The following is a 22180-nucleotide window of genomic DNA, read 5'->3' on the forward strand; positions in this document are numbered from 1 at the left end:
TAGATTTTTCTTACGCAAGCCAGCTGCAAAGCGACAAGTATACTAACGGTAAGGATACCGCACAAACGAAACCTGCCCCATGGCATCTTTTTCATACTTGGCTACAGCAAATTCTTGAAATCGTGCTTCAAAGTTCTCAGTGCCAGGGTATACTTCGGAGGGTAAGGGTTTAGTATTCAGAAAGTAATATATTTTGGTGGTGCCATACTTTGTGTGTGGCATCAGTTCTCCGTAGGCTTGCATTTCCTGCCAAAGCGTGTCGTTTACACTAACGGCATAGATTCTGATAATTGGGCCGGTGTTATTTTCGTTGCGGTAAAATGCTTCTTCTTTAAAATCGCCCTTCAGATCATCTACACCAGGTATGGAAATGGTATCGTAAATAAACCAGGCAATAAGAACTACTGATATAAGTATAAGGATGTGTTTTAGTTTCATGGCTTAAGTATAACGATGGCTAAACAGTGATTAAATGGTTTTGTTTTTCCTTTTGATGAAGGAGAAGAGCAAAATGCAAACAATAGCTGGCAGCCCCACCCATAATATTTCGCTCTTGATTACCCGCAAGCCCCACTCGCTAAAGAAGTTGCTGATGCCATGGCTTTATTTTGTTCTAAGTGTGAAGGTAAGAATAAAGCTATAGATGGGGTAATCGTGGCTAAATTAATAAACGGCTACTGCCGGTATTAAAAGTATGAATCCGCAGCTGAGGCAAGTCAACTGCGGATTCATACTTATAGCTTCTAAACTTTTAGCTCCCTAACTCTTCACTTGATCCATCAGCTTTTCCAGAATATTCTGTGCTGCTACCGAAATAATAGTGCCTGGGCCGAAAACACCTACAGCGCCAGCCTGGTATAAAAAGTCATAGTCTTGTGCCGGAATCACGCCCCCAACTATAACTAAAATATCTTCACGATCTAGCTTACGAAGCTCCTCGATGAGTTGCGGTACCAGCGTTTTGTGCCCGGCTGCCAGGCTGCTTACGCCTACCACGTGCACGTCATTTTCGGCGGCCTGCATGGCTACTTCGGCTGGGGTCTGGAACAGTGGTCCTATATCCACATCAAAGCCGAGGTCGGCGAAGGAAGTAGCAATTACTTTGGAGCCGCGGTCGTGGCCATCCTGGCCCATTTTAGCAACCATGATGCGTGGACGGCGGCCTTCGAGCTCTTCAAACTGATCGGCCAAGGCTTTGGCACGTTGGAAGTTTTCGTCGTCGGTTATTTCTGCTGAATACACTCCTGAAATGGCTCTGATTACTGCTTTATGTCTGCCGTATACTTTTTCTAATGCATCTGAAATCTCGCCTAAAGTGGCGCGGTGGCGTGCTGCTTCAACTGCAAGGTCAAGCAGGTTTTCCTGCCCTGACTGAGCTGCTGTTGTTAAAGCATCTAGTGCCTTAGTTACGGAGGCTTCATCACGGGTTTCTTTTACATTGGCCAAACGGCGCAACTGCGATTCACGCACTGCTGTGTTGTCAATATCCAGAATGTCGATTTCCTGCTCTTGTAGCGGTTTATACTTGTTGACACCAACAATAATGTCTTTACCTGAGTCGATACGGGCTTGCTTGCGGGCAGCGGCCTCTTCGATGCGCATCTTTGGTAAACCGGTTTCGATAGCTTTCGCCATACCGCCTAGTTCTTCCACTTCCTGAATTAGTGCCCAGGCTTTGTGAGCCAACTCGTGCGTAAGCGCCTCTACGTAGTAAGAGCCACCCCACGGGTCTACAACTTTCGCGATGTTTGTTTCCTGCTGCAGGTATATTTGGGTGTTACGCGCAATGCGCGCTGAGAAGTCCGTTGGCAAGGCAATAGCTTCGTCCAAAGCGTTGGTGTGCAAACTTTGCGTACCACCTAAGGCAGCAGCCAAGGCCTCCACACAAGTGCGGGTCACGTTATTGAACGGGTCCTGCTCGGTTAAGCTCCAGCCAGAAGTTTGGCAGTGTGTTCTTAAAGCCAGCGATTTTGGGTTTTTCGGGTTAAACTGTTTAATCAGCTTGGCCCACAGCATACGTGCGGCTCTCATCTTGGCAATCTCCATAAAGTGGTTCATACCAATAGCCCAGAAAAACGACAGGCGCGGCGCGAAATCATCAATATCCATACCTGCCTGCAAACCGGTACGCACATACTCCAGGCCATCCGCCAAAGTATAAGCCAGTTCAATATCTGCTGTAGCTCCGGCCTCCTGCATGTGGTATCCCGAAATAGAGATGGAGTTAAAGCGCGGCATCTTTTTAGAAGTATACTCAAAAATGTCGGCGATGATTCTCATGCTTGGCTCCGGTGGGTAGATGTAGGTGTTACGCACCATGAACTCCTTCAGGATATCGTTCTGGATAGTACCACTCAGTTGCTCCGGTTTCACACCCTGCTCTTCGGCGGCTACAATGTAAAAGGCCATAATTGGCAACACGGCACCGTTCATCGTCATGGATACCGACATCTGGTCCAGCGGAATCTGGTCGAAGAGGATTTTCATGTCTTCCACGGAGTCGATGGCCACACCGGCTTTGCCTACATCGCCTACCACACGGGGGTGGTCGGAGTCGTAGCCACGGTGCGTAGCCAAGTCGAAGGCTACTGAAAGACCCTTTTGCCCTCCGGCCAGGTTGCGGCGGTAAAAGGCGTTAGATTCTTCAGCTGTAGAGAAGCCGGCGTACTGGCGGATGGTCCAAGGCTTTTGCACATACATGGTGCTGTAAGGGCCACGCAAGTATGGCGGCAGGCCAGCGGCAAAATCCAGGTGCTCAAAGTGGGCGGCATCCTCCGCAGTATAAAAGCTCTTCACTTTTATCTGCTCCGGTGTTTTCCATACTTTCGCATCAGCGGGTGCAGGGCTGCCATTTGCCGCAGCTACTTTGTTTATATCTATTTTAGAAAAGTCAGGCTTCATATTTTAATTTTGAATGAGTGATGGAGTGAATGAGTGAATCTTTAATCAATTCATTCGCTCATCAAAATTCAGTCTTACCTTTTATAGTTTAGAATGAGTTTATAAGTGTAAAAAAAAGTCACTCAACCACCCATTCAGTTATTATCTAACTGGCATGCTCGGATGTTATCACCCAACGGCCATCCAGCTTTTTCCATACCTGCGACGAAACACCACCCATCAAGCGTTTGCCGTCCAACTCAATCTTCCAGCGGAACACAAAGTATACAGCTTCTTTAGAAACCTGCTCGATGTGCAGCGGCTCGTACGAATAAACACCCATTTTGCTACGGTCTTTAAAGTCCTGCAGGAACATATCGTATACTTCCTGATAGCCTTTATCGGTGCCGTTCTTGCTTATCCAAAGCATCTCCGGAGAGTTCCAGTAAAAAGTCATGGCTGTTTCAAGGTCGCCTTTGTTCCAAGCGGAAATCTGTCCTTCCAGAGCTTGTTTTACTTCTTGTACGGCATCGCCTTTGGGCATGGTAAAAGCAGAAAGTATAGTTGCAGTAGCCATTGCTAATATTGTTAACGTGATTGTTCGCATGCGTTAATTTTCTTCTCCGTTGTATAGGCGCCTCTGGACTAACTCCAGTATGGTAGACATATCGCAATCTTCGAAAATGAACTCCTGGTAACCATTAGCCACCATTTCATCTTTCATATGCTGCGGATCGTCGGCAAGTATAATGGTGGGCTTTGCATGGTGGTTGCGAAGCCGTGGGCCAAACTCCCGAACGTAAGCTGCTTCTGAAGATGATACGATCATTACCTCAGCAGAAGTACTCTCCAGTTTCTCGGAGGCTTCTTCTACGGTGGTAAACTGCTGTACGTGTGTCTCGAAGCCGGCGCAAGAGAAGAACTCCTGGGCAAAAGTAGCATTGATGTGGCGCTGTACTGCTTCTCCGATAACTGCGATAATTGCTTTCGGACGTCGCTGCAGCTTACGCAGGTGCAATTCTGTGGCCATTCGCATTACCTCTGTTGGGTAAGCTGCACGGGTTGTGTCAAAGATATCGCTTTGGATAAGCTCTTCCGGGTCGTAGTCTATTGCCTCTTTTGGGTTCGGGTACTTATTTGTGCCTACCAAAACCTCACGTCCTGTGGCTATGTTCCGGAACTTGCGGCGACTAATCTCTGTGATGGTGCCAAGTATAAAGCCTTCGTCATAGGCAGCCTCAAAACCTCCGCGTTCCTCTACTTCTTTAAATAACTTCCAAGCTTTAGTAGCCAATGAGTTGGTAAGCGACTCCAGGTAATAAGATCCTGCAGCAGGATCTATGGCTTTGTCTAGATAGGCTTCCTCTTTAAGTATGATAGAAACATTGCGGGCAATGCGCTCCGAAAACTCATCAGACGCTTGGAAAGTGCTGTCGTAAGGTGTAACGGCCAGAGAATCGCAGCCTGAAATAACTGCAGCCATAGCTTCGGTTGTGGTACGCAGCATGTTCACGTACGGGTCGAGGGTAGTCTGGTACCAGCTGGAGGTAACGCTATGGATACGCAAGCTTGCGGCAAGTTCTGGTTTAGCACCATAAGCCTCTACCACGGCAGCCCATAGCAAGCGCAAAGCTCTCAGTTTAGCTATCTCGAAAAAGTAGTTTGTGCCTGATGCCATTAGAAACTGCATGTTAGCCAGCACAGTTTCCAGCGGGGCACCTGCATCAGTCAGTTTGTTTATATAAGCTACAGCTGCGTTTAGCGTATAAGCCACTTCTTGAGTAACAGACGCACCAATCCCGCTAAAACTAGTACCGCTCACGGTAATACCATAAAAGTCCTGACTGTTTTTTGCCAGGTTAAGCACTTCTATAATAGCATTGCTTTCATCTTCGGTTATAGTGCTTTTAACGGTTACGGGGTCAAAATTTATAAAGCCATGCAGGTTCTGGGGCAATACCTGGCGCTGCTCTAACGCTGTATACAGGCGCTGCAGAAACTGCTGCGGCTGCTCTTTTAAAGTATAACTGATGCTATACTTCGCCAGATCTATACTTTCGATAAGATAGGCGGCATCCAAATCAGTGTGGCTCTGAAGTATAAAATGTATCCCATCTGCTCCGCGCGAAAGAGCATCAGCTGCTTTGTCTATGGCTGCTCTACCGTTTCCTGTAACGTTAACTTCCTGAATGTTTTTCCAGGTGTTGTCGGTGGTTTTGCGGCCACGCAGGTACGGGAACTGGCCAGGTTGCTGCTTTAAAGTGGGCAGGTTGGCAATATCGTCTTTCGCGTAAAATGGCTTGATAGCGATATTTTCGTAGGTGTGCCAGGTAAGGCTTTCGAGAGGTGTTTCGCGCAGGTCTTTCTGTGCTTTATGCTCCCAGTCAGCCGCTGTGGCCGGGTTGAATTCTGAAAATAGCTTCTGCTCTTCCGTCATCGTGCTGTTGTTGTATTTTGATGTAAAGATAATCTTTTCTGCGTAAGGTTTTAGTGCTGCAGGAGCTGTATATCTTCTAAAAGCTATACTTTAGTTAATCTGGTCCATGTATGCCTGGTAAACCCAGTAACCGATGAGCAGCCATATGATTACAATAACTGCTGCCATTATATAATTTGGCTTCCGCTCCAGTATTTGCTCCTGGGCCTGCTTTCTGTACTGCTCCAGCACACGGGGCGGTATTAATTTTATAGAAAGCCAGATGCCTAGCGGCAGTATCAGCAAATCATCAAGATAACCTATTATAGGTATAAAATCCGGAATCAGGTCGATTGGGCTGAAGGCGTAGGCTACCGTAACAATAAGTACTACTTTTGCGGCAAAAGGCACCCGTGGGTCTCTGGAGGCGAGGTATAAAGTATAAATGTCTTCTTTAAGTTTTTTTACTATCTCTTTCCATTTCCGAAGCATAGTAGTTTGTACGGGAGATTTGTGGTTTTGGAAGACTTCAGTAGTGATTCTTAGCTTTTGCTTATTTTATACTTTATAACTGCTGCTCTTTGGAGCTACTGCCTTTCTTCAGTCTTATTTGTCTATTTTTCATTTTTGGCTTTGGTTAGCTACTAGGCTGGGAGGCCTCGTTTCTCTGCATCGCTGCTGTTTTCCGGAGGTAGAGCTCAGCCGAAAAGCTGGCTAATAACTAGAAAACTTCATTGATCAAGAAAGTATAAAAGAATTAAGAAGGGCATTACAAATAAAACCCACTCATACTTCCAACATTACATCTAACTCATTATCTTCATACTTCCCTTACTACAAAGTAAACTGATGAGCACAAAACGAATTATACTAGCCGTACTAGGCTTGCTAACGGCTCCTGCCATGGCACAGGATGCCAAGCTGCTGGCCAAAGCAAATACCCTGGCAGATAAAATAGAGCCGCAGGTAATAGAATGGCGCCGCGACTACCACCAGCATCCGGAACTGGGCAACCGTGAAGTAAAAACCGCAGAGAAAATAGCAGAACACCTTAAAAAGCTGGGCCTCGAGGTTGAAACCGGTGTAGCTAAAACCGGTGTGGTAGGTGTACTGAAAGGCGGAAAACCCGGGCCTGTAATTGCCTTAAGGGCAGATATCGATGGACTGCCCGTCACAGAGCGTGCCGATGTGCCTTTTGCCTCGAAAGCCAAAGGCGTTTATAATGGGCAGGAAGTAGGGGTAATGCACGCCTGCGGCCACGACACACACATTGCCATGCTGCTAGGCGCTGCCGAAGTACTAACAAGTATGAAAGCTGATTTAAAAGGTACTGTGAAGTTTGTGTTCCAGCCGGCCGAGGAAGGACCGCCAGCCGGAGAGGAGGGAGGCGCTGCCCTGATGGTAAAAGAAGGTGTACTGGAAAAAGGGCCCAAACCAGAGGTTATTTTTGGTCTGCACATCAACTCTCAAACAGAGGTTGGTACTCTAAAGTATAGGCCTGCTGGTATTATGGCTGCAGCAGATGTTTTCACTATCAAAGTAAAAGGCAAGCAGGTACACGGAGCAAGCCCCTGGAACGGCGTCGATCCAATTGTGGTGTCAGCACAGATCATCAATGGTCTTCAAACTATCATCAGCCGCCAGACAGAGCTTACTGAAAATGGCGCTGTGATTACGGTAGGCCAGATACACGGTGGCGTGCGCAACAACATCATACCGGAAGAGGTGGTGATGGAGGGCACCATCCGTACACTCGATAAGGGAATGCAGCAAAAGATACATGATAAGATCAGACTTACAGCAACCAAAATCGCTGAAAGTGCCGGTGCTACAGCAGAGGTAGAGATAAGGGAGGCAGCAGCCTTAACATACAACGATCCTGCTTTAACAGAAAGAATACTGCCCACTTTGCATGCAACAGCCGGTAAAGACAAGGTGGTACTAATGAACGCCATGACCGGCGCCGAGGACTTTTCATACTTCCAGCAAAAGATTCCGGGGCTGTACCTGTTTGTAGGCGGCATGAAAAAAGGCCAGGATCCTGCTACTGCACCTGCACACCACACGCCAGATTTCTATATTGATGAAAGCGGAATGAAACTAGGCGTGAAGACCTTAACGAACCTTACGCTGAATTATATGAACAGCAAAAAGTAAAAAAAAGCGGAGCCTCAACAGTTCCGCTTTTTTTATTGGCTTGGCTATACTTTTCCTGCTACTCAAGCACCAGCTTACCTGCTTTCAATACTTGACCTGCATAAACGATATGGTACACATACATGCCAGCTGGCACACGTGCAGGGCGTACTATTGTGTTCTTACCTGCTTTTAGCTCAGAGGTAAAAATTTGTTGACCGTTGCCATTGTATATTTTCAGCTGGCTTCCGTGCAGCTTGTCTCCTTCCAATATAAGCTTATCTGCAGCAGGATTTGGGTACACATACAGGCTGATTTTGTCTGTCAAGTCTCCGGATGAAGTTGGCTGCTGTGCTCCGATGTATACATTCACAAAGTCCCAGCCATAGGCAAATTGATTTCGTGCGCTAGGGTTCATATTAATCCTGGAGGCCCCTCTTAAACCAATAATGTAAGGCTCGTTGCGTATTATATTTATAGTTGGGATTAATCTTAAAGTTATAGCCAGGCCATTAGCAGAGTCGCGGGCCGCAAATTCAGGGGTTGCCAGATCAAGTGTGTCTAAATCACTAAACTGCTTTGCGTACACAGGAAAAGTACTATTGGCTGTTTTCTCTACAAAGAACTCAAGCTTGAGCGTCTGTTCTTGTCTGGCATACACAGAGCCGTCGTAGTTTACGGTTAACTTGTCTCTGTTCAATAATTTTACAATAGGGTAATTTTGCCTTTCTCTCACTCTAATGCTTAAGTCAACTATGGTATATCCAACCGGCTGATCCCCTTTGTATTCTGTAATTTTAACGGCAATTGCATACTCGTCGAAACTGTCAGGGCCTATTTTAGGCGGCGTCTGCCAGTGCAGTTCTCCAAACTTATCAATGTATAACCCCGCAGGAACATGATAACCAGGCAGGTTCTGGGGTACAAAGTTTTCATCAGTATACTTAGGAGGGACCAGTTCATAAGTTAGTCGGTCGCCATCGGCATCGTAGGCAATCATATTCATTTTAAAAGGCTCTCCTACAAATGCCTCAAGAGGAGCGGGTACAATGATTTCTGCACTATTATAATTAACGCTTGTCTGACCGACTTTTACCTGCGAATAAATAAACTGGGTCATCTGATCAGAAGGGTGACCAGCATTTATAAGACTTGGATTTCTATTTATACCAATCCAGTACACCATGTAGTTACCGGGTGCAGCATAAGTGTATTCCCATTCAAAAATCTCAATGCTGTTGGAGTTAAGGTATGATATCTTTTTAGTATTAGGAACTGTAACCTGTGTAAGGTCGCCCATGCCTATTTGGACAACAGGATCATCTGCATTGGAATGGTCATCAGAAAATAAAGTAAACTTAAATTTATACTTCAGTGGGTTCTGCGGATCAACTTTATAGCTAAAGTAAGCTCCATTTATATGCGTGGCAGAAACAGAATTTGAAGCAAGCAGTATGGCAACTGCTAAGAGGAGTAAAAGTCTGGTTTTCATAGGCCTAGAGGTTTATGCACAATATACAATATTAACTGAAAATTAGATATGGATATTGTTGAAATTGTGCTAAAAGTATGGTAAAGACCGCTGTAGAATTTCTGTGTAAGAACTTACCTTGTTTGCTTGCTGTTGAGGAGGCTGGTAACTTTGCGCCAGATTTTACACAAATACATGAAACGAAATACCCTGCATTACATAAGTGGGCTTTTATTAGTGCTCGGCATAGGAGCCTGCCAGCGCACTTTTGTAGCCTCAACTAGCTTAACTAATACCGATGTTCCAGTCGATAACACCATCTCAGCAGACCCACAGATGGAGGCGCAGATACAGCCCTATCGCCAGGAAGTAACCGTTAAAATGTCGGAGGTTGTTGGTACAGCACCAAAGGCTTTGCAAAAAGGAGATTATGAGTCGCCGTTGGGTAATTTTGTAACAGACCTGCAGATAACGCAGAGCAAGCCGCTTTATAATAAGCCCATAAACCTATCGCTTACAACCAATGGCGGTTTACGTGTTCCGCTGCCGGAAGGAGATATTACAACAGGCCATGTGTTTGAGTTGATGCCTTTCGAGAACGAGCTGGTGGTGCTAACGCTAAGCAGTGATAAGGTAAGAGAGCTGTTCGATTATGCTGCCGAGAAAAAGTTTGTGGTAATTAATAACGCAACCTATACAGTAGCTGGGAGCAAGGCAACAGACATAAAGATAAACGGCAAGCCACTGGATCTAAAGCAACAGTATACTTTGGTAACCTCAGACTACCTGGCTGGCGGCGGCGACGGACTAGCCATGTTGAAGGAACCATTGAAGTATGAGAAAATAGGCTTCCTGCTGCGCGATGCTATACTTCAGCAAATCAGGCAACTAACAGCTGCAGGCAAACCTGTAACAGCAGAAGTGCAAAACAGAGTAACCATCCTCCCTTAAATATAAACCATCATGAAAAGAAGAGACTTTTTAAGAACAACAGCAGTAGGGGCGGCTGGTATCAGTTTACTTGGTGTTCCGTTTTCGGCTGCCGCTGCGCAAAGTATAACACTTACCATTCTGCACACCAACGACCAGCACTCACGCATTGATCCTATTCCGGATGATGGTCGAAAGTATGGCGGTATGGGCGGTATGGCCAAGCGTAAAACCCTGATCGAGCAGATCCGGAAGCAGGAGCAGAACGTGTTGCTGTTAGACTGCGGCGACATATGGCAGGGCACGCCATACTTTAACTTTTTTGGTGGTGAGCTAGAGTACAAGCTAATGAGCGACATGAAGTATGATGCTGCCACCCTTGGCAACCACGACTTCGACAACGGCCTGGTGGGGCTGGAGAAGATGCTACCACATGCAGCTTTCCCGTTCCTGTCGGCCAACTACGATTTCTCAAAGACAATATTGAAGAACCGTTTCGAGCCCTATAAGATCTTCGAGAAACAGGGTGTACGCATTGGCGTTTTTGGGCTGGGCATTGAGCTGCAGGGGCTGGTAGGCGACAACAACATTGGGGGCACAATTTACAACGACCCGGTGGCGGTTGCCCGTGAAATGGTGCAGGAGCTGCGCGATAAACAAAAGTGTAACCTTGTTATCTGTCTTTCACATTTAGGTTACAAGTATGAGAGCGGTAAAATAGATGATTTGAAGCTGGCTCAGCAGGTGCAGGGCATCGATCTTATACTTGGCGGCCATACCCATACTTTTCTGGATGAGCCTACTGTAGTGCCACATAGCAGCGGCCACGAAACACTTGTAAACCAGGTAGGTTGGTCGGGTATTTTCCTGGGCCGCATCGACTTCTCGTTTAACAAATCTTCTAAGAAAAAGACAGATATGAGAACCGCCCTTTTGCCGGTAAACACACCTGTAACAACTTCGTGAAAAAATAATTTTTTGTTTACATATATTTAAGCAAATTTGTAACCCCCCTGCCGATAAAAGGAGGTTGGTTTCACCAAACTAATCTTAGTGAGTTTTGGAAAATTGGATGATTAAAGATTGTACGACTGTATGGAGTAACTGCCTGCAGGTGATAAAGGAAAACATTGGCGAACAAAGTTTTAAGACTTGGTTCGAGCCGATCAAGCCTATATCCTTGCGCGATAGTGTACTTACCATACAAGTGCCTAGCCAGTTCTTTTACGAGTGGCTGGAGGAGCACTATGTGCAGTTACTTAAGAAGGTGATTTACCAGGAGTTGGGCAGCGAGGGCCGGTTGGAGTACTCCATTATTGTGGACCGCGGCAACGAGGTTAATAAACCACAAACGGTAAACATCCCAACTAAAAAGATACCACAGGCTGTAGTTAACTCGTACCGCCCTGAGCAGAACTTCATCAAAAGCCCGTTCGAGTCGAAGACGATTGACCGTAACTTCCTGAACTCGCAGTTGAACCCGGCTTATACTTTTGAGAATTACATCGAAGGCGACTGTAACCGCCTAGCTCGTTCTGCGGGTTATGCTGTAGCCAACAAACCAGGTACCACATCTTTTAACCCGCTGATGGTATATGGTGGCGTAGGACTAGGTAAAACACACTTGGTGCAGGCTATCGGTAACCAAATCAAAAACAGCAACCCCGAGAAGTTTGTACTTTACGTTTCGTCAGAGAAATTCGTGAACCAATTCATCGAGTCCCTGAAAACAAATAACGTACAGGACTTTGCGAACTTTTACCTGCTGGTAGATATCTTGATCATCGACGATGTGCAGTTCTTAAGCGGCAAGGAGAAGACTCAGGAAATGTTCTTCCATATCTTTAACCACCTGCACCAGTCCGGCAAGCAGATCGTGATGACCTCTGACTGTCCGCCACGCGACCTGAAAGGATTAGAAGAGCGTTTATTATCCCGCTTTAAGTGGGGCTTGACTGCCGACCTTCAGAGCCCGGACTTCGAAACGCGTATGGCTATCATCCAGAAAAAGATGCAGGGCGATGGTATTGATATTCCGGATAACGTGGTAGAATACCTGGCTTACAGCGTTGATACCAACGTGCGTGAACTCGAGGGTGTTCTTATTTCATTGATCGCGCAGTCGTCGCTTAACCGCAAAGAAATTGACCTGGAGCTTGCCAAGCAGGCCCTGAAGCATATTATTGAGGATGTAGAAACAGAGGTTAACCTCGACTTCATCCAGAAAACCGTTGCTGAGTACTTCCAGGTAAGCCTGGACTCCCTAAAGGCCAAAACGCGTAAGAAAGAGATCGTAACGGCGCGCCAGGTGGCCATGTATTTTGCCAAAGAGTTTACCAGCCACTCGCTTAAGTCCATCGGTTACCACTTCGGCGGCCGCGACCACAGTACGGTAATTCACTCGGTACAAACAGTATCCGACTTAATTGATACAGACAAGAAATTTAAAGCCAGCATTCAGGAGCTTCAGAAGAAGTTTAAGTCTAAGGCTGGTTAGAAAGTATAAAGTATAAAAAGAGAGCGGGCCATACTTTGCAAAATATGGCCCGCTCTCTTTTTAGTTTAGTTATGGTCTGTTAGCAGTTGACTCAGAAAGTGCAAAGCCATTAACAGCGGCAATATCTTTTATCTTATTCCTGATTTTTTCTAGATCACGTTTTTTGCGTACCTGTTTCAGATCCATGTATACTTTAGATTCATCTTTCAGAGTAATCCGCAAAGCATACGGCGATACATGTACAGCTGCAATATCAGGAATAGAAATAATGTGTTTCGTCCGGAAAACGCCATACTTCTGCACAATGTATTGTGGGGTTACCTCTATGTAAGACTGCACCCCAAAAATAGAAGTGTTTTGCAGCACCACATATGTAAAAAAGACCAAGGCTAACCCGAAGAAAACATAGTACAGGTAGCCTTGTCCGCTATCACCGCTATCAGTTACGAGCAGCATTACAGACCATGCAAGCCAGAAAAGTGTAAGTATAATTTGTACTGTAAAGGAGATCTTTGCACTTTTTGTTGGGCTTAGCTGCACAATCAACGTAGATCGCGCATTACTACTACCAGGTACTGCCATTTCGGGGTGATTTAGTTATACTTCAGTTTGTCTTACCTGCAATATAAAAAATTATTCAATTAAAGTTGCCTGCATTGTTATTTCTGGGATAGCCGCAAGAGCTTTTGATACCGGACACTTTTGCTTTGCCTCCTGCGCCAGTTTCTGCAGGTCATCATTTGTTAGCTTAGGAACTTTGGCTTCCACAGTCAGGTCGATACGTTCTATTAATGGTGCACCGTCTTTTTCTCCGAGGGTTACTTTTGCCTTAGTATGAATGTAATCAGGGGTGTAGCTCTCTTTACCAAGTAAGGCACTTAAAAACATAGAAAAACATCCAGAATGAGCCGCCCCTATTAATTCTTCGGGAGTTGTGCCATTTGTCTCGTTCCCAAATCGGGTGCCGTAGCTGTAATTCGACTCTATAGTGCCGTTACCTGTTTTTACGTTACCTGTGCCGTCTTTTAGGCCTTTTTTCCAGGTTGCTTCTGCGTGATGCTCTCTCATAGCTTTTTATTTTTTATAGTGTATCCCTTACAATAGTGGGAATCAGAGCCAGAGGTTTCAGAAAAGTATTAATTTAAAATTAACAAATGCCTGAAATTGGCAGACGCTATGGCAATACAGGTTTATCTGGCTATATTTACCATCAGACGAAAAAAAAGAAGTATGGGTGTAAAAGCATTGTTAAGCAAACCGCTTGCTGCCTATGTGTTTAAAAAACACCAGAACTGGATTGATAACCCGGTGGAGGCACAGCAGGCAGTTTTCCAGAAGATTATTAACAAAGCTCAGAACACCCTGTTTGGCCACGACCACAACTTCAGCAACATAAAAACACACGCTGATTTTGTAAAAGCTGTGCCAGTACGCGACTACGAGGGCCTGAGCCAGTATTTTAATAAAGTTAAAGCAGGAGAGAAGGACATTCTATGGCCGGGCAAGCCGCTTTATCTTGCTAAAACATCCGGAACCACATCTGGTACAAAGTATATTCCGATCAGTAAAGACTCTATTTCTAACCACATAAACGGAGCCCGTGATGCGCTTTTGGCTTATGTAAACGAAACGGGAAAATCTGCTTTTCTGGATGGGAAAATGATATTCCTGTCAGGAAGCCCGGAACTGGAGGAAGTTGGAGGCATAAAGACCGGACGCTTGTCTGGCATTGCCAACCACCATGTGCCCGGCTACCTGCGCACCAACCAACTGCCTAGTTATCGCACCAATTGCATCGAAGATTGGGAAACAAAGCTAGACCAGATTATCGAAGAAACCATAGATCAGGACATGACCTTGATCTCCGGAATTCCGCCTTGGGTGCAGATGTACTTCGATAAATTGATGCGGCAGACGGGTAAGAAGGTAAAAGATATTTTTCCGAATTTCAGCCTATTCGTATACGGTGGCGTAAACTTTGAGCCTTACCGCAAAAAGTTGTTCGAATCTATTGGTAAGCAGATAGATTCTATTGAGCTCTTTCCGGCATCAGAAGGTTTTTTTGCCTTCCAGAACAAACAAAGCGATCCAAGTCTGCTGCTGTTGCTTGATACGGGTATCTTCTACGAATTTATTCCTGTTTCGGAGTACTTTAACGAGAATCCTACCCGTTTAACCATTGGCGAAGTTGAGGTTGGTGTGAATTATGCTTTGGTAGTTAGCAGCAATGCTGGCTTATGGGCGTACTCTATAGGCGATACGGTTAAGTTTACTTCAGTAAAGCCATACAAGCTAGTAGTTAGTGGCCGCATTAAGCACTACATCTCTGCCTTTGGCGAGCATGTTATTGGCGAGGAAGTAGAAAAAGCCATGAAAGCAGCAATGGCAAAGTTTCCGGAGGTAGAGCTCACCGAATTTACAGTTGCACCTTACGTGAGCCAGGACCAGGGACAGTCGTACCACGAATGGCTGGTAGAATTTGCAAAGCCGCCGCTTAACGAGGTTGCCTTCGCCGATGAACTAGATGACCAACTACAGAAACTTAACACCTATTACTACGATCTGATTGCTGGAAACATTTTGCAAAAGCTGAAGCTGACACAGCTGCCAAGAAGTGCCTTCCGGAATTACATGAAGTCGCAGGGCAAGCTAGGTGGCCAAAACAAAGTGCCCCGCCTGAGCAACGACAGAAAACTGGCAGAAGGGCTGTTAGCTATGAAGAGTGATTAATCAAGCTAATGTAAATCTAACAAGTTTATACATTAGCTTTTTCGAAGCAGATTTATCAAACAAAAGAACATCAAATTGCCTTATACTGCTGTTAAATGTGAGCAGATAGTATGCTCAAAGCTATTTACATGCAGTTTACACTTCGTAATTAAATGAAAAGAATTGCCATACTGGGCTCTACCGGTTCTATTGGTACGCAGGCCCTGGACGTTATTAAGGCAAATCCTGAGAGCTTTGAGCTAGAGGTGCTTACTGCCCACAACAACGCCGACCTTTTAATACAACAAGCGCTAGAGTTTAATCCTAATACTGTTGTAATAGCAAATGAGAGCCTTTACGACAAAGTACAGGATGCCCTGCAACATACTGACATTAAAGTATACGCCGGCGCTAATGCCCTTTGCTCTGTAGTGGAGATGGGTACTGTGGATATGGTGCTTACCGCTATGGTAGGCTATGCTGGTTTACAGCCAACAATTCGCGCTATTAAAGCAGGAAAGCACATTGCACTAGCTAACAAGGAAACGTTGGTAGTGGCAGGGCAACTGATCACAGATTTGGCAAAAGAGCATGCTGTAAATATTTACCCCGTAGATTCGGAACACAGCGCTATTTTCCAGTGCCTTGCCGGCGAGTTTCATAACCCAATCGAGAAAATTATACTTACAGCCTCCGGAGGTCCGTTTAGAGGGAAAACTGCTGCAGAACTGGCTAGCGTAACCAAGGCGCAGGCCCTAAAGCATCCGAATTGGGACATGGGCGCAAAAATCACGATCGACTCGGCATCTTTAATGAACAAAGGTCTGGAAGTGATAGAGGCCAAATGGCTCTTCGGTCTTAAAAATGAGCAGATAGAGGTCGTGGTGCATCCGCAGTCTATTATTCACTCGCTGGTGCAGTTTGAAGATGGCTCGATAAAAGCTCAGTTGGGCCTGCCTGATATGAAATTGCCGATACAGTACGCATTGGGTTACCCTAACAGGTTAAAATCTGATTTTCCTCGCTTTAACTTTATGAACTACCCGCAGCTTACGTTTGAGCAACCAGACCTTGAAACTTTCCGGAACCTGGCGCTGGCCTATGCTGCAATGGAGAAAGGTGGAAATATGCCTTGCATCCTGAACGCAGCAAACGAAGTTGCCGTAAGTGCTTTTCTTCGCGATGAGGTTGGCTTCCTGCAGATGTCTGATATCATCGAAAGTTGTATGGCAAAAGTTGCGTATATTGCGAATCCTTCTTACGAGGACTATGTTAATACAGACAGAGAAGCTCGTGAGAAGGCCTCAGAACTTATAAACAAATAAAACTGATGCCCTTGCGGCGCACAGCACAACAAGATTAACTTTTTTTGATGGATATTTTAGTAATGGTCGGTCAGCTCATTTTGGGCCTGACGATTTTGGTAGGATTACACGAGCTGGGCCACATGCTGACAGCTAAGTGGTTTGGAATGCGCGTGGAAAAGTATGCCATAGGCTTCCCTCCAAAGATTTTTAGCAAGAAGATCGGCGAAACAGAGTACATGCTGGGCATGATTCCGCTGGGAGGCTTTGTGAAAATTTCCGGTATGGTGGATGAGTCGATGGACACAGAGGCGCTGAAGGAAGAGCCAAAGCCTTGGGAGTTCCGTGCTAAGCCAGCCTGGCAACGCCTTATTGTGATGATGGGCGGTATTATTGTAAACGTGATCACGGGTATTGTTATTTACATTGCCCTTACCTATAACTATGGCGAGCAGTACATACCGGCAAAAGAAGTAAAATATGGCATTGTGCCTAATGAGATCGGCCAGGATATCGGTTTTCAGACTGGCGATAAGGTAGTGGCCGTAAATGGCAAAGAACTGGAGCGTTTCGAGGATATCCGCTCGATGGATGCCTTGCTTGGCAGAAACTCATACTATACTGTAGAGCGCAATGGCCAGATGGTTGACTTGAAGGTGCCGGTAGACTTAATGGACAAGTTGGCTGACAACAAAAGCCAGATGTTTTTTGTGGAGCCTCGCATGCCATTTAAGGTAGGGCAAGTGGTAAAAGGTAGTGCTGCAGCCAAAGCAGGTCTTCAGGAAGGCGACTTTATTACAATGATAAACAGCGAAAGCGTTAAGTTTTTCCATGAGTTTCAGGAAGCACTAAAAACCAACGCTGGCAAGCCTGTTACCATGACTGTAGAGCGAAATGAAAAGCTGGTAAAACTGAAAGTTGGAGTAGACGAGGACGGTACGATTGGTTTCCGGGCTGTGCCACTGCTGCAGACGGCCACCAGAGAGTATAGTTTAGCAGAATCCATTCCGATGGGTACAGACCAGGCCTTTAGCGTAATAACGGCTAACCTGAAGGGTTTTGGTAAGATATTCAGAGGTGAAGTTTCGGCTTCTAAATCGTTAAGCGGCCCTATCGGCATTGCTCAGATCTTCGGTGATACCTTTGACTGGTACAAGTTCTGGAATATTACGGCTATGCTTTCGATGGTGCTGGCGTTTATGAACTTTCTGCCAATTCCGGCCCTGGATGGAGGTCACGTAGTATTTCTTACTTACGAAATGATCAGCGGACGCAAGCCGTCGGATAATTTCTTAGAGAATGCCCAAAAAGTGGGTATGGTTTTATTGTTAGGCTTAATGGCATTTGCTATATTTAACGATGTGTTCAAGATAATCTTCTAACCAAAGATCCTCTCATGAAAGCCATCGCGACGTATACCCTAACAAACTTATTATTAGTATTTGCACTTATTACCGCTGAAGCTGCTCCTGCAGCAAAGCTTACAAATATAAACCAGCACGCTGTTGCCGCACCCGGCGACAGCGTGTACCTAGTACAGCAAGGCGACACTTACTACAGCCTTTCCCGCCGATTTAATATTAACTTAGATTCTCTTCAGAAGTGGAACGGCCATAAACTGCAGATAGGACAAACGCTGTACCTTGATCGCCAAACCATGGTTGCAGCTTCAGTAGCTAAACCAAAATCACGTACTGTAGCAACTTCTAAAGCCGCACCCGCTGGCACATCTCCGGTTGGCAGTACTTCTGCATCCCGATCATCAGCACCTGCCACAGCCGAGTATAAAACCAAGAGTAGGGTGATGGTTATCCCCTTCGACCCATACTTATACTTCTCTGATGCCGACGATGAGATCGCAAGAAAATCTAAGATTCCTCGTCAGAATGTGCGACATGTTTTCCGAAACAGGTTGAATGCCTTGCTAGCTCCAGATGGGTATGAAACGATACACTTGCTGGGTGGCGTGTACCGCGATAGTGTAAGTGAACTGAACCGGCTTTATAAATCGCTTAGCTACGGATACCAAGATAACAAGCAATCAAAGTATAACAGCCAGCCGGTGGTAAAAGAAGACAAAGGCGGTGCCCTGGATTGGGTAGAGCGGCAGAAAGAAAAACTAGGTCTGGAGAAAGAGCAGCAACCCTTACCTGTTGCCCAGGATCCATCAAAGCACTTTGGTGTCAAGGTTAAAGACCCTGATTTTTTTAATTACTTTAACAACCAGTACGGCATCGACTATTATGTTTTTATCAATCAGTTTGAAGTAAAAACCAATTACGAAAACTGCCTGGATCGTGCTGCCCTGAACTATGAGCGTGATTTCATGGTTCATTACTCTATCTACAACAGCAAAGGAGAGTTAGTGTCGGGTAATAAGGTAAAGGTGCCATATCATTCCAACATGAACGATGTGCAGCGCATTGCCAGCGATAATATGCCGGCAATGGCCAAGCGTGTATTATCAGACCTGCCTGTATCCGGAAAGTAAGTATGAAGTATAAATTTCTGTTTTTACTGCTGTTTTTTGTGGCAGCATCTGTTGTGCCTGCTCTGGCGCATGATTTCCATACCAGTATCACGGATATAAAGTATAATCCACGCACACAGTCTCTGGAGGTGTCGCTGCGGGTGTTTACCGATGACCTGGAAAATGCTGTATCTAAGTTTACAAAGACGAAGGTTATCTATAACAGTGCCTCCGCTGAACAGCAACAGCAAATTTACGCTTACCTCCAAACTAAACTTAGCTTTGAATTGACGAAGGGAAAACCCCTAAAGTATAAATTACTTGGCTCAGAGGCTGAGACTGATGCCGTTTGGATGTATGTTGAGGTGCCTGTAAAAAGTGCATCGGTGGGGCAGCTATACGTTAAAAACGCTGTACTTACTGAGATCTTCAACGACCAGATGAATATTGTAAACCTGAACTACAAAGGCAAAACCGAAAGCGCCCTGCTGCAGCGCGGCGAGGAGCAGAAGAAGTTCGATTTGTAAACTACGCTACCTGTCGCTACTATACTTTAGCTAAGTATACAGCAGAAATTGCTATTAGCTAAGCAACCGCTGCCACAGCTTTGTAATAGCCGAAAGTATAATTAAAGCTGCCAGGCTACCACTCAAGTAACGCACCACCCATCGCTCTACTTCATTTAACCCGGATACGCTTGGCTTTGTAACAAGCAGCAGCAGGAAACCAGCTCCCAATACAATTCCCCAAAAGTATAACCAGCCATGCTTTACGTTCTGTGGTAAGGTATAAGCAGGCAATATTCTGATGTAAAAAGCTATAGCTGCTAAACCCATTAAAGTACTAATGTGCTGTATCCAGCGGCAAAGCGGTAAGGCGTAGCCAAAAAAATCAACTGGCCTGCGAAGTATAGGGAAGTGGCGTACAAAAAAGCCGGAGTAGTGAGTAAAGCTGTCCCAGAAGAGGTGCGAAAGTATACCGATCAAGGTGGAAATCAAAAAGATGTGCCAGTTCTTTTTGAGGTAATTAAACCATTTTACTTGTGCCGCAATAACTGCTTTCTGCTTTAAGAAAGGTGGCAGGAACCGAATAACCTGTTCGCGCACAATTGCATGAAAAAGTATAGCAAGTATGATAGTAATCGGCAGGTTAAATACCAGCACTCCTTTTAAAGTATGGCTAACCTTAGTGGTGATGATCGGATTAAGAAAATAGGCAAAATCCGGTGCTATACTTCCAATTACCAGACCTGTAGTGGAAAAGAAACGGCCAAACTTATACTTTAGCGGGAGTATAATGGCAGGATGGGCTGCGGTAAAAGGCATTTTATCAATCTAAAAACCACGCTCAGGCTTCTCAGGCTTTATCAACCTGAACTCTACACGGCGATTCACTTTTCGGTCTTCTGCAGTTTTCTCTTCTTTTATCGGTTTAGAGCTTCCGTAGCCAATGGCATCAATTCGGTTATCAGCCATACTTACGCGTTGCATAATGTATCGTTTTATAGCATCTGCACGGTCCTGAGACAATACGAGGTTAAAGTCTTTGTCGCCGGCGCTGTCGGTGTGGCCGGCAATTTCCAGCCTGAAGGTTGGGTGGTCTATCAGAAACAAAGCTACTTCATCTAGTATCGGCTTCATTTCCTCTTTTATATCAGACTGGTTCTGATCAAAAACAATATTCTCGAATACCATCGGTATGCTGTAGTCTATCAACGTAGTCATCAGTTGTATCGATGTATCGTCGCGCAACGAGATTTCCCGCTCAATCGTGAAAAAGTCCGGCCCCTGGATCAGGAGAAGATAACGCGAATTGTCTATCAGTTCAAATTCAAAAGACCCATCAGGCCGCAGGTATTTAGAAGACACCTCAATGCCATTATCCAGGTCAATAATAGAAACGATGCCTGACAGTGGCTTATTTGTAATAGAGTCGGTTAAAACACCATGAACTTTTGTTACGGCCAATGGGTGCGCCTCCATTGGTAGCGGGAACGAGTACAGGTCTAAATTCTGGATATCGTTGGCTTCGGAGCGAGCGTAGTATAAATTTTTGGACCCGGCATCGATGGTAAAGTAATATTCACTGCCCCTGCCATTAACCAACGGCCCTATATTGCGAGGCTCCTGCCAATGCCCCTGCACATAATAGGTTTTATAGATATCAAAGTCGCCGAAGTTGTAAAGCTGGCCTCTGGAGCTAAAGTATAACACCTGGTATTTAGGGTGGTAGAAGGGGCTAACTTCGCTTTCGCGTGTGTTAATTGTAGGACCCAGATTCTGCGCCGATGCCCAGCTGCCATTTTTGGTTTTATACGTGTAGTAGATATCCGATAAGCCAAAACCGCCTAAGCGGTCAGAGGCAAAGTATAAGGTATCCTCGTTTAATGAGAGCGTAGGCTGAGAATCCCATGCATTAGAATTTACTTCAGGTCCCAGGTTTTTGATGTCTCCCCATTTACCGTCTGGTTGCATTTTAGCTACATACAGGTCGCAGTTGCCGTAACCGTCCGGAGATTCGCAGCGAGCAAAGTATAAAGTTTGGCCGTCGCGGCTAAGGCAAGCGGAGCCTTCGTTGTAAATACTGTTAATAGGTTTGCCAAACGATTGTGCCTCTTCCCAATAGCCGTTATTTTGTTTTGAAAAGTATAAATCTTCGTTGGCGCGGCCGTTAAGCCCTTGTAAGTTACGCTTCGAAGTATAAATAAACACCTCGTTCTCGCTGTTAATGGTTGGGCCGTAATCCTCGAAAGGAGAGTTGATGGTATTGCCCATGTTCAGGTAAACACCTTTTGGCGGCTTAAATGTGGCAACAGACTTTCGGTATTCCACCAGCTCGTAGTAATAATCCAACGGCACGTAATAGTTTTTACTGTTCTGCTCCAGCGAGTCGTAGTAGGAGTAAACGCCACGGGCATCGGTGCGATGGTGCTTTAGAACGAGCCTATAAAGTTCTTTTGCTTCCTCTTTTCTGCCGGTGCGCTCAAAAAGCTGCCCCAGGCGCCAGAGCAGGTAAGTGTCTTTATAAAAGTTTTGGATGCCGAAACTCGTAACATAGCTCTCCAGTAAAGGCAGCACCTGGTCGTATTGCTTTCTTTTTTCCAGCTTTTGAATTGTAGAAAGCTTTTTGGTATCGCGATAATACGGGATTTTATTTATATTAGGGAAGCTGAGGTGAATCTCTGGTTTTGGGGCTGTTTTACTAATTTTAAGGCCTTGCGTACTGTCTAACGGCACATGCTGCATCTGACCGATACTGTACAGCGGTATCAGCATGAAAACAACAAATGTAGATATGAGCAGGGGGAGTAGCCTCATTAAAGTAGATTTATCCTCTGGCCAAAGATATTGTTTTTGTATTAAATTTT

At 45.4% G+C, this 22180-nt stretch carries 19 protein-coding genes; 9 read left to right on the forward strand and 10 right to left on the reverse strand.

The annotated features are described in order from the left end of the window. Positions 1–42: 42 nt before the first annotated feature. From WG943_RS12635 to WG943_RS12655, 5 genes are all read right to left on the reverse strand, one after another. Complete coding sequence (locus WG943_RS12635; protein ID WP_340409483.1) at positions 43–438, reverse strand: hypothetical protein; 396 nt, start codon at positions 436–438, stop codon at positions 43–45. Positions 439–759: 321 nt separating this feature from the next. Then, complete coding sequence (gene scpA, locus WG943_RS12640) at positions 760–2901, reverse strand: methylmalonyl-CoA mutase (RefSeq protein WP_340409485.1); 2142 nt, start codon at positions 2899–2901, stop codon at positions 760–762. Between the two features lie 145 nt (positions 2902–3046). Further along, complete coding sequence (locus WG943_RS12645; RefSeq protein WP_340409490.1) at positions 3047–3487, reverse strand: YybH family protein; 441 nt, start codon at positions 3485–3487, stop codon at positions 3047–3049. A gap of 3 nt (positions 3488–3490) precedes the next feature. After that, positions 3491–5317, reverse strand: coding sequence for a methylmalonyl-CoA mutase subunit beta (locus WG943_RS12650; RefSeq protein ID WP_340409492.1), 1827 nt, complete (start codon positions 5315–5317; stop codon positions 3491–3493). A 90-nt stretch (positions 5318–5407) separates the two neighbouring features. Beyond that, the gene (locus WG943_RS12655; RefSeq protein WP_340409494.1) at positions 5408–5788 is read right to left on the reverse strand and encodes a YkvA family protein; all 381 of its coding nucleotides are present in this window, start codon (positions 5786–5788) and stop codon (positions 5408–5410) included. A gap of 357 nt (positions 5789–6145) precedes the next feature. On the opposite strand from WG943_RS12655, the gene WG943_RS12660 reads away from it, so the two are divergent. Then, positions 6146–7453, forward strand: coding sequence for an amidohydrolase (locus WG943_RS12660; protein ID WP_340409496.1), 1308 nt, complete (start codon positions 6146–6148; stop codon positions 7451–7453). 58 nt (positions 7454–7511) lie between these two features. On the opposite strand, the gene WG943_RS12665 is transcribed toward WG943_RS12660, so the two are convergent. Beyond that, a complete protein-coding gene (locus WG943_RS12665; protein ID WP_340409498.1) occupies positions 7512–8924 on the reverse strand; it encodes a T9SS type A sorting domain-containing protein in 1413 nt (470 codons plus the stop codon). 174 nt (positions 8925–9098) lie between these two features. Here WG943_RS12665 and WG943_RS12670 point away from each other — a divergent pair, with 174 nt between their 5' ends. The 3 genes from WG943_RS12670 (at position 9099) to dnaA (ending at position 12330) form a co-directional block, all read left to right on the forward strand. After that, on the forward strand, positions 9099–9854 hold the full coding sequence (locus WG943_RS12670; protein ID WP_340409501.1) for a 5'-nucleotidase: 756 nt from the start codon (positions 9099–9101) through the stop codon (positions 9852–9854). Positions 9855–9866: 12 nt separating this feature from the next. Then, complete coding sequence (locus tag WG943_RS12675; RefSeq protein WP_340409503.1) at positions 9867–10799, forward strand: bifunctional metallophosphatase/5'-nucleotidase; 933 nt, start codon at positions 9867–9869, stop codon at positions 10797–10799. Between the two features lie 106 nt (positions 10800–10905). Then, complete coding sequence (dnaA, locus tag WG943_RS12680) at positions 10906–12330, forward strand: chromosomal replication initiator protein DnaA (RefSeq protein WP_340409505.1); 1425 nt, start codon at positions 10906–10908, stop codon at positions 12328–12330. A 69-nt stretch (positions 12331–12399) separates the two neighbouring features. Here the strand turns inward: dnaA and WG943_RS12685 are convergent, their stop codons facing one another. Both WG943_RS12685 and WG943_RS12690 read right to left on the reverse strand, forming a co-directional pair. After that, positions 12400–12912 carry a hypothetical protein gene (locus tag WG943_RS12685; RefSeq protein ID WP_340409507.1) on the reverse strand — a complete coding sequence of 171 codons (513 nt, stop codon included), beginning with the start codon at positions 12910–12912 and terminating at the stop codon, positions 12400–12402. Between the two features lie 51 nt (positions 12913–12963). Beyond that, on the reverse strand, positions 12964–13398 hold the full coding sequence (locus WG943_RS12690) for an OsmC family peroxiredoxin (RefSeq protein ID WP_340409509.1): 435 nt from the start codon (positions 13396–13398) through the stop codon (positions 12964–12966). 162 nt (positions 13399–13560) lie between these two features. Between WG943_RS12690 and WG943_RS12695 the strand changes: the two genes are divergently transcribed. The 5 genes from WG943_RS12695 to WG943_RS12715 all read left to right on the forward strand — a co-directional run bounded on the left by WG943_RS12695 (position 13561) and on the right by WG943_RS12715 (position 19340). Next, positions 13561–15060 carry a GH3 auxin-responsive promoter family protein gene (locus tag WG943_RS12695; RefSeq protein ID WP_340409579.1) on the forward strand — a complete coding sequence of 500 codons (1500 nt, stop codon included), beginning with the start codon at positions 13561–13563 and terminating at the stop codon, positions 15058–15060. Between the two features lie 152 nt (positions 15061–15212). Continuing rightward, positions 15213–16364, forward strand: coding sequence for a 1-deoxy-D-xylulose-5-phosphate reductoisomerase (locus tag WG943_RS12700; RefSeq protein WP_340409511.1), 1152 nt, complete (start codon positions 15213–15215; stop codon positions 16362–16364). Positions 16365–16411: 47 nt separating this feature from the next. Beyond that, the gene (gene rseP, locus WG943_RS12705; RefSeq protein ID WP_340409512.1) at positions 16412–17725 is read left to right on the forward strand and encodes an RIP metalloprotease RseP; all 1314 of its coding nucleotides are present in this window, start codon (positions 16412–16414) and stop codon (positions 17723–17725) included. 14 nt (positions 17726–17739) lie between these two features. Further along, the gene (locus tag WG943_RS12710) at positions 17740–18834 is read left to right on the forward strand and encodes a LysM peptidoglycan-binding domain-containing protein (protein ID WP_340409516.1); all 1095 of its coding nucleotides are present in this window, start codon (positions 17740–17742) and stop codon (positions 18832–18834) included. Between the two features lie 2 nt (positions 18835–18836). Next, entirely contained in the window at positions 18837–19340 is a 504-nt protein-coding gene (locus tag WG943_RS12715; RefSeq protein WP_340409518.1) for a DUF6702 family protein, read from the forward strand. 54 nt (positions 19341–19394) lie between these two features. On the opposite strand, the gene WG943_RS12720 is transcribed toward WG943_RS12715, so the two are convergent. Together WG943_RS12720 and WG943_RS12725 are read right to left on the reverse strand one after the other, a co-directional pair. Then, positions 19395–20138 (reverse strand): DUF4184 family protein, encoded by a 744-nt coding sequence (locus WG943_RS12720; protein WP_340409520.1) that lies wholly within the window; start codon positions 20136–20138, stop codon positions 19395–19397. Positions 20139–20147: 9 nt separating this feature from the next. Beyond that, positions 20148–22130, reverse strand: a complete 1983-nt coding sequence (locus WG943_RS12725) for an OmpA family protein (RefSeq protein WP_340409522.1) — start codon at positions 22128–22130, stop codon at positions 20148–20150. Between the last annotated feature and the right edge of the window lie 50 nt (positions 22131–22180).

This window comes from Pontibacter sp. H249, assembly GCF_037892465.1.
Taxonomy (GTDB): Bacteria; Bacteroidota; Bacteroidia; order Cytophagales; family Hymenobacteraceae; genus Pontibacter.

Bases quoted from the DNA above. Each gene is read 5' to 3' on its own strand.
- scpA (WP_340409485.1), bottom strand. From the start codon at position 2,901: ATGAAGCCTGACTTTTCTAAAATAGATATAAACAAAGTAGCTGCGGCA.
- WG943_RS12645 (WP_340409490.1), bottom strand. From the start codon at position 3,487: ATGCGAACAATCACGTTAACAATATTAGCAATGGCTACTGCAACTATA.
- WG943_RS12660 (WP_340409496.1), top strand. From the start codon at position 6,146: ATGAGCACAAAACGAATTATACTAGCCGTACTAGGCTTGCTAACGGCT.
- WG943_RS12685 (WP_340409507.1), bottom strand. From the start codon at position 12,912: ATGGCAGTACCTGGTAGTAGTAATGCGCGATCTACGTTGATTGTGCAG.
- WG943_RS12675 (WP_340409503.1), top strand. From the start codon at position 9,867: ATGAAAAGAAGAGACTTTTTAAGAACAACAGCAGTAGGGGCGGCTGGT.
- dnaA (WP_340409505.1), top strand. From the start codon at position 10,906: ATGATTAAAGATTGTACGACTGTATGGAGTAACTGCCTGCAGGTGATA.
- WG943_RS12635 (WP_340409483.1), bottom strand. From the start codon at position 438: ATGAAACTAAAACACATCCTTATACTTATATCAGTAGTTCTTATTGCC.
- WG943_RS12695 (WP_340409579.1), top strand. From the start codon at position 13,561: ATGGGTGTAAAAGCATTGTTAAGCAAACCGCTTGCTGCCTATGTGTTT.
- WG943_RS12665 (WP_340409498.1), bottom strand. From the start codon at position 8,924: ATGAAAACCAGACTTTTACTCCTCTTAGCAGTTGCCATACTGCTTGCT.
- WG943_RS12715 (WP_340409518.1), top strand. From the start codon at position 18,837: ATGAAGTATAAATTTCTGTTTTTACTGCTGTTTTTTGTGGCAGCATCT.
- WG943_RS12725 (WP_340409522.1), bottom strand. From the start codon at position 22,130: ATGAGGCTACTCCCCCTGCTCATATCTACATTTGTTGTTTTCATGCTG.
- rseP (WP_340409512.1), top strand. From the start codon at position 16,412: ATGGATATTTTAGTAATGGTCGGTCAGCTCATTTTGGGCCTGACGATT.
- WG943_RS12720 (WP_340409520.1), bottom strand. From the start codon at position 20,138: ATGCCTTTTACCGCAGCCCATCCTGCCATTATACTCCCGCTAAAGTAT.
- WG943_RS12700 (WP_340409511.1), top strand. From the start codon at position 15,213: ATGAAAAGAATTGCCATACTGGGCTCTACCGGTTCTATTGGTACGCAG.
- WG943_RS12710 (WP_340409516.1), top strand. From the start codon at position 17,740: ATGAAAGCCATCGCGACGTATACCCTAACAAACTTATTATTAGTATTT.
- WG943_RS12650 (WP_340409492.1), bottom strand. From the start codon at position 5,317: ATGACGGAAGAGCAGAAGCTATTTTCAGAATTCAACCCGGCCACAGCG.
- WG943_RS12690 (WP_340409509.1), bottom strand. From the start codon at position 13,398: ATGAGAGAGCATCACGCAGAAGCAACCTGGAAAAAAGGCCTAAAAGAC.
- WG943_RS12655 (WP_340409494.1), bottom strand. From the start codon at position 5,788: ATGCTTCGGAAATGGAAAGAGATAGTAAAAAAACTTAAAGAAGACATT.
- WG943_RS12670 (WP_340409501.1), top strand. From the start codon at position 9,099: ATGAAACGAAATACCCTGCATTACATAAGTGGGCTTTTATTAGTGCTC.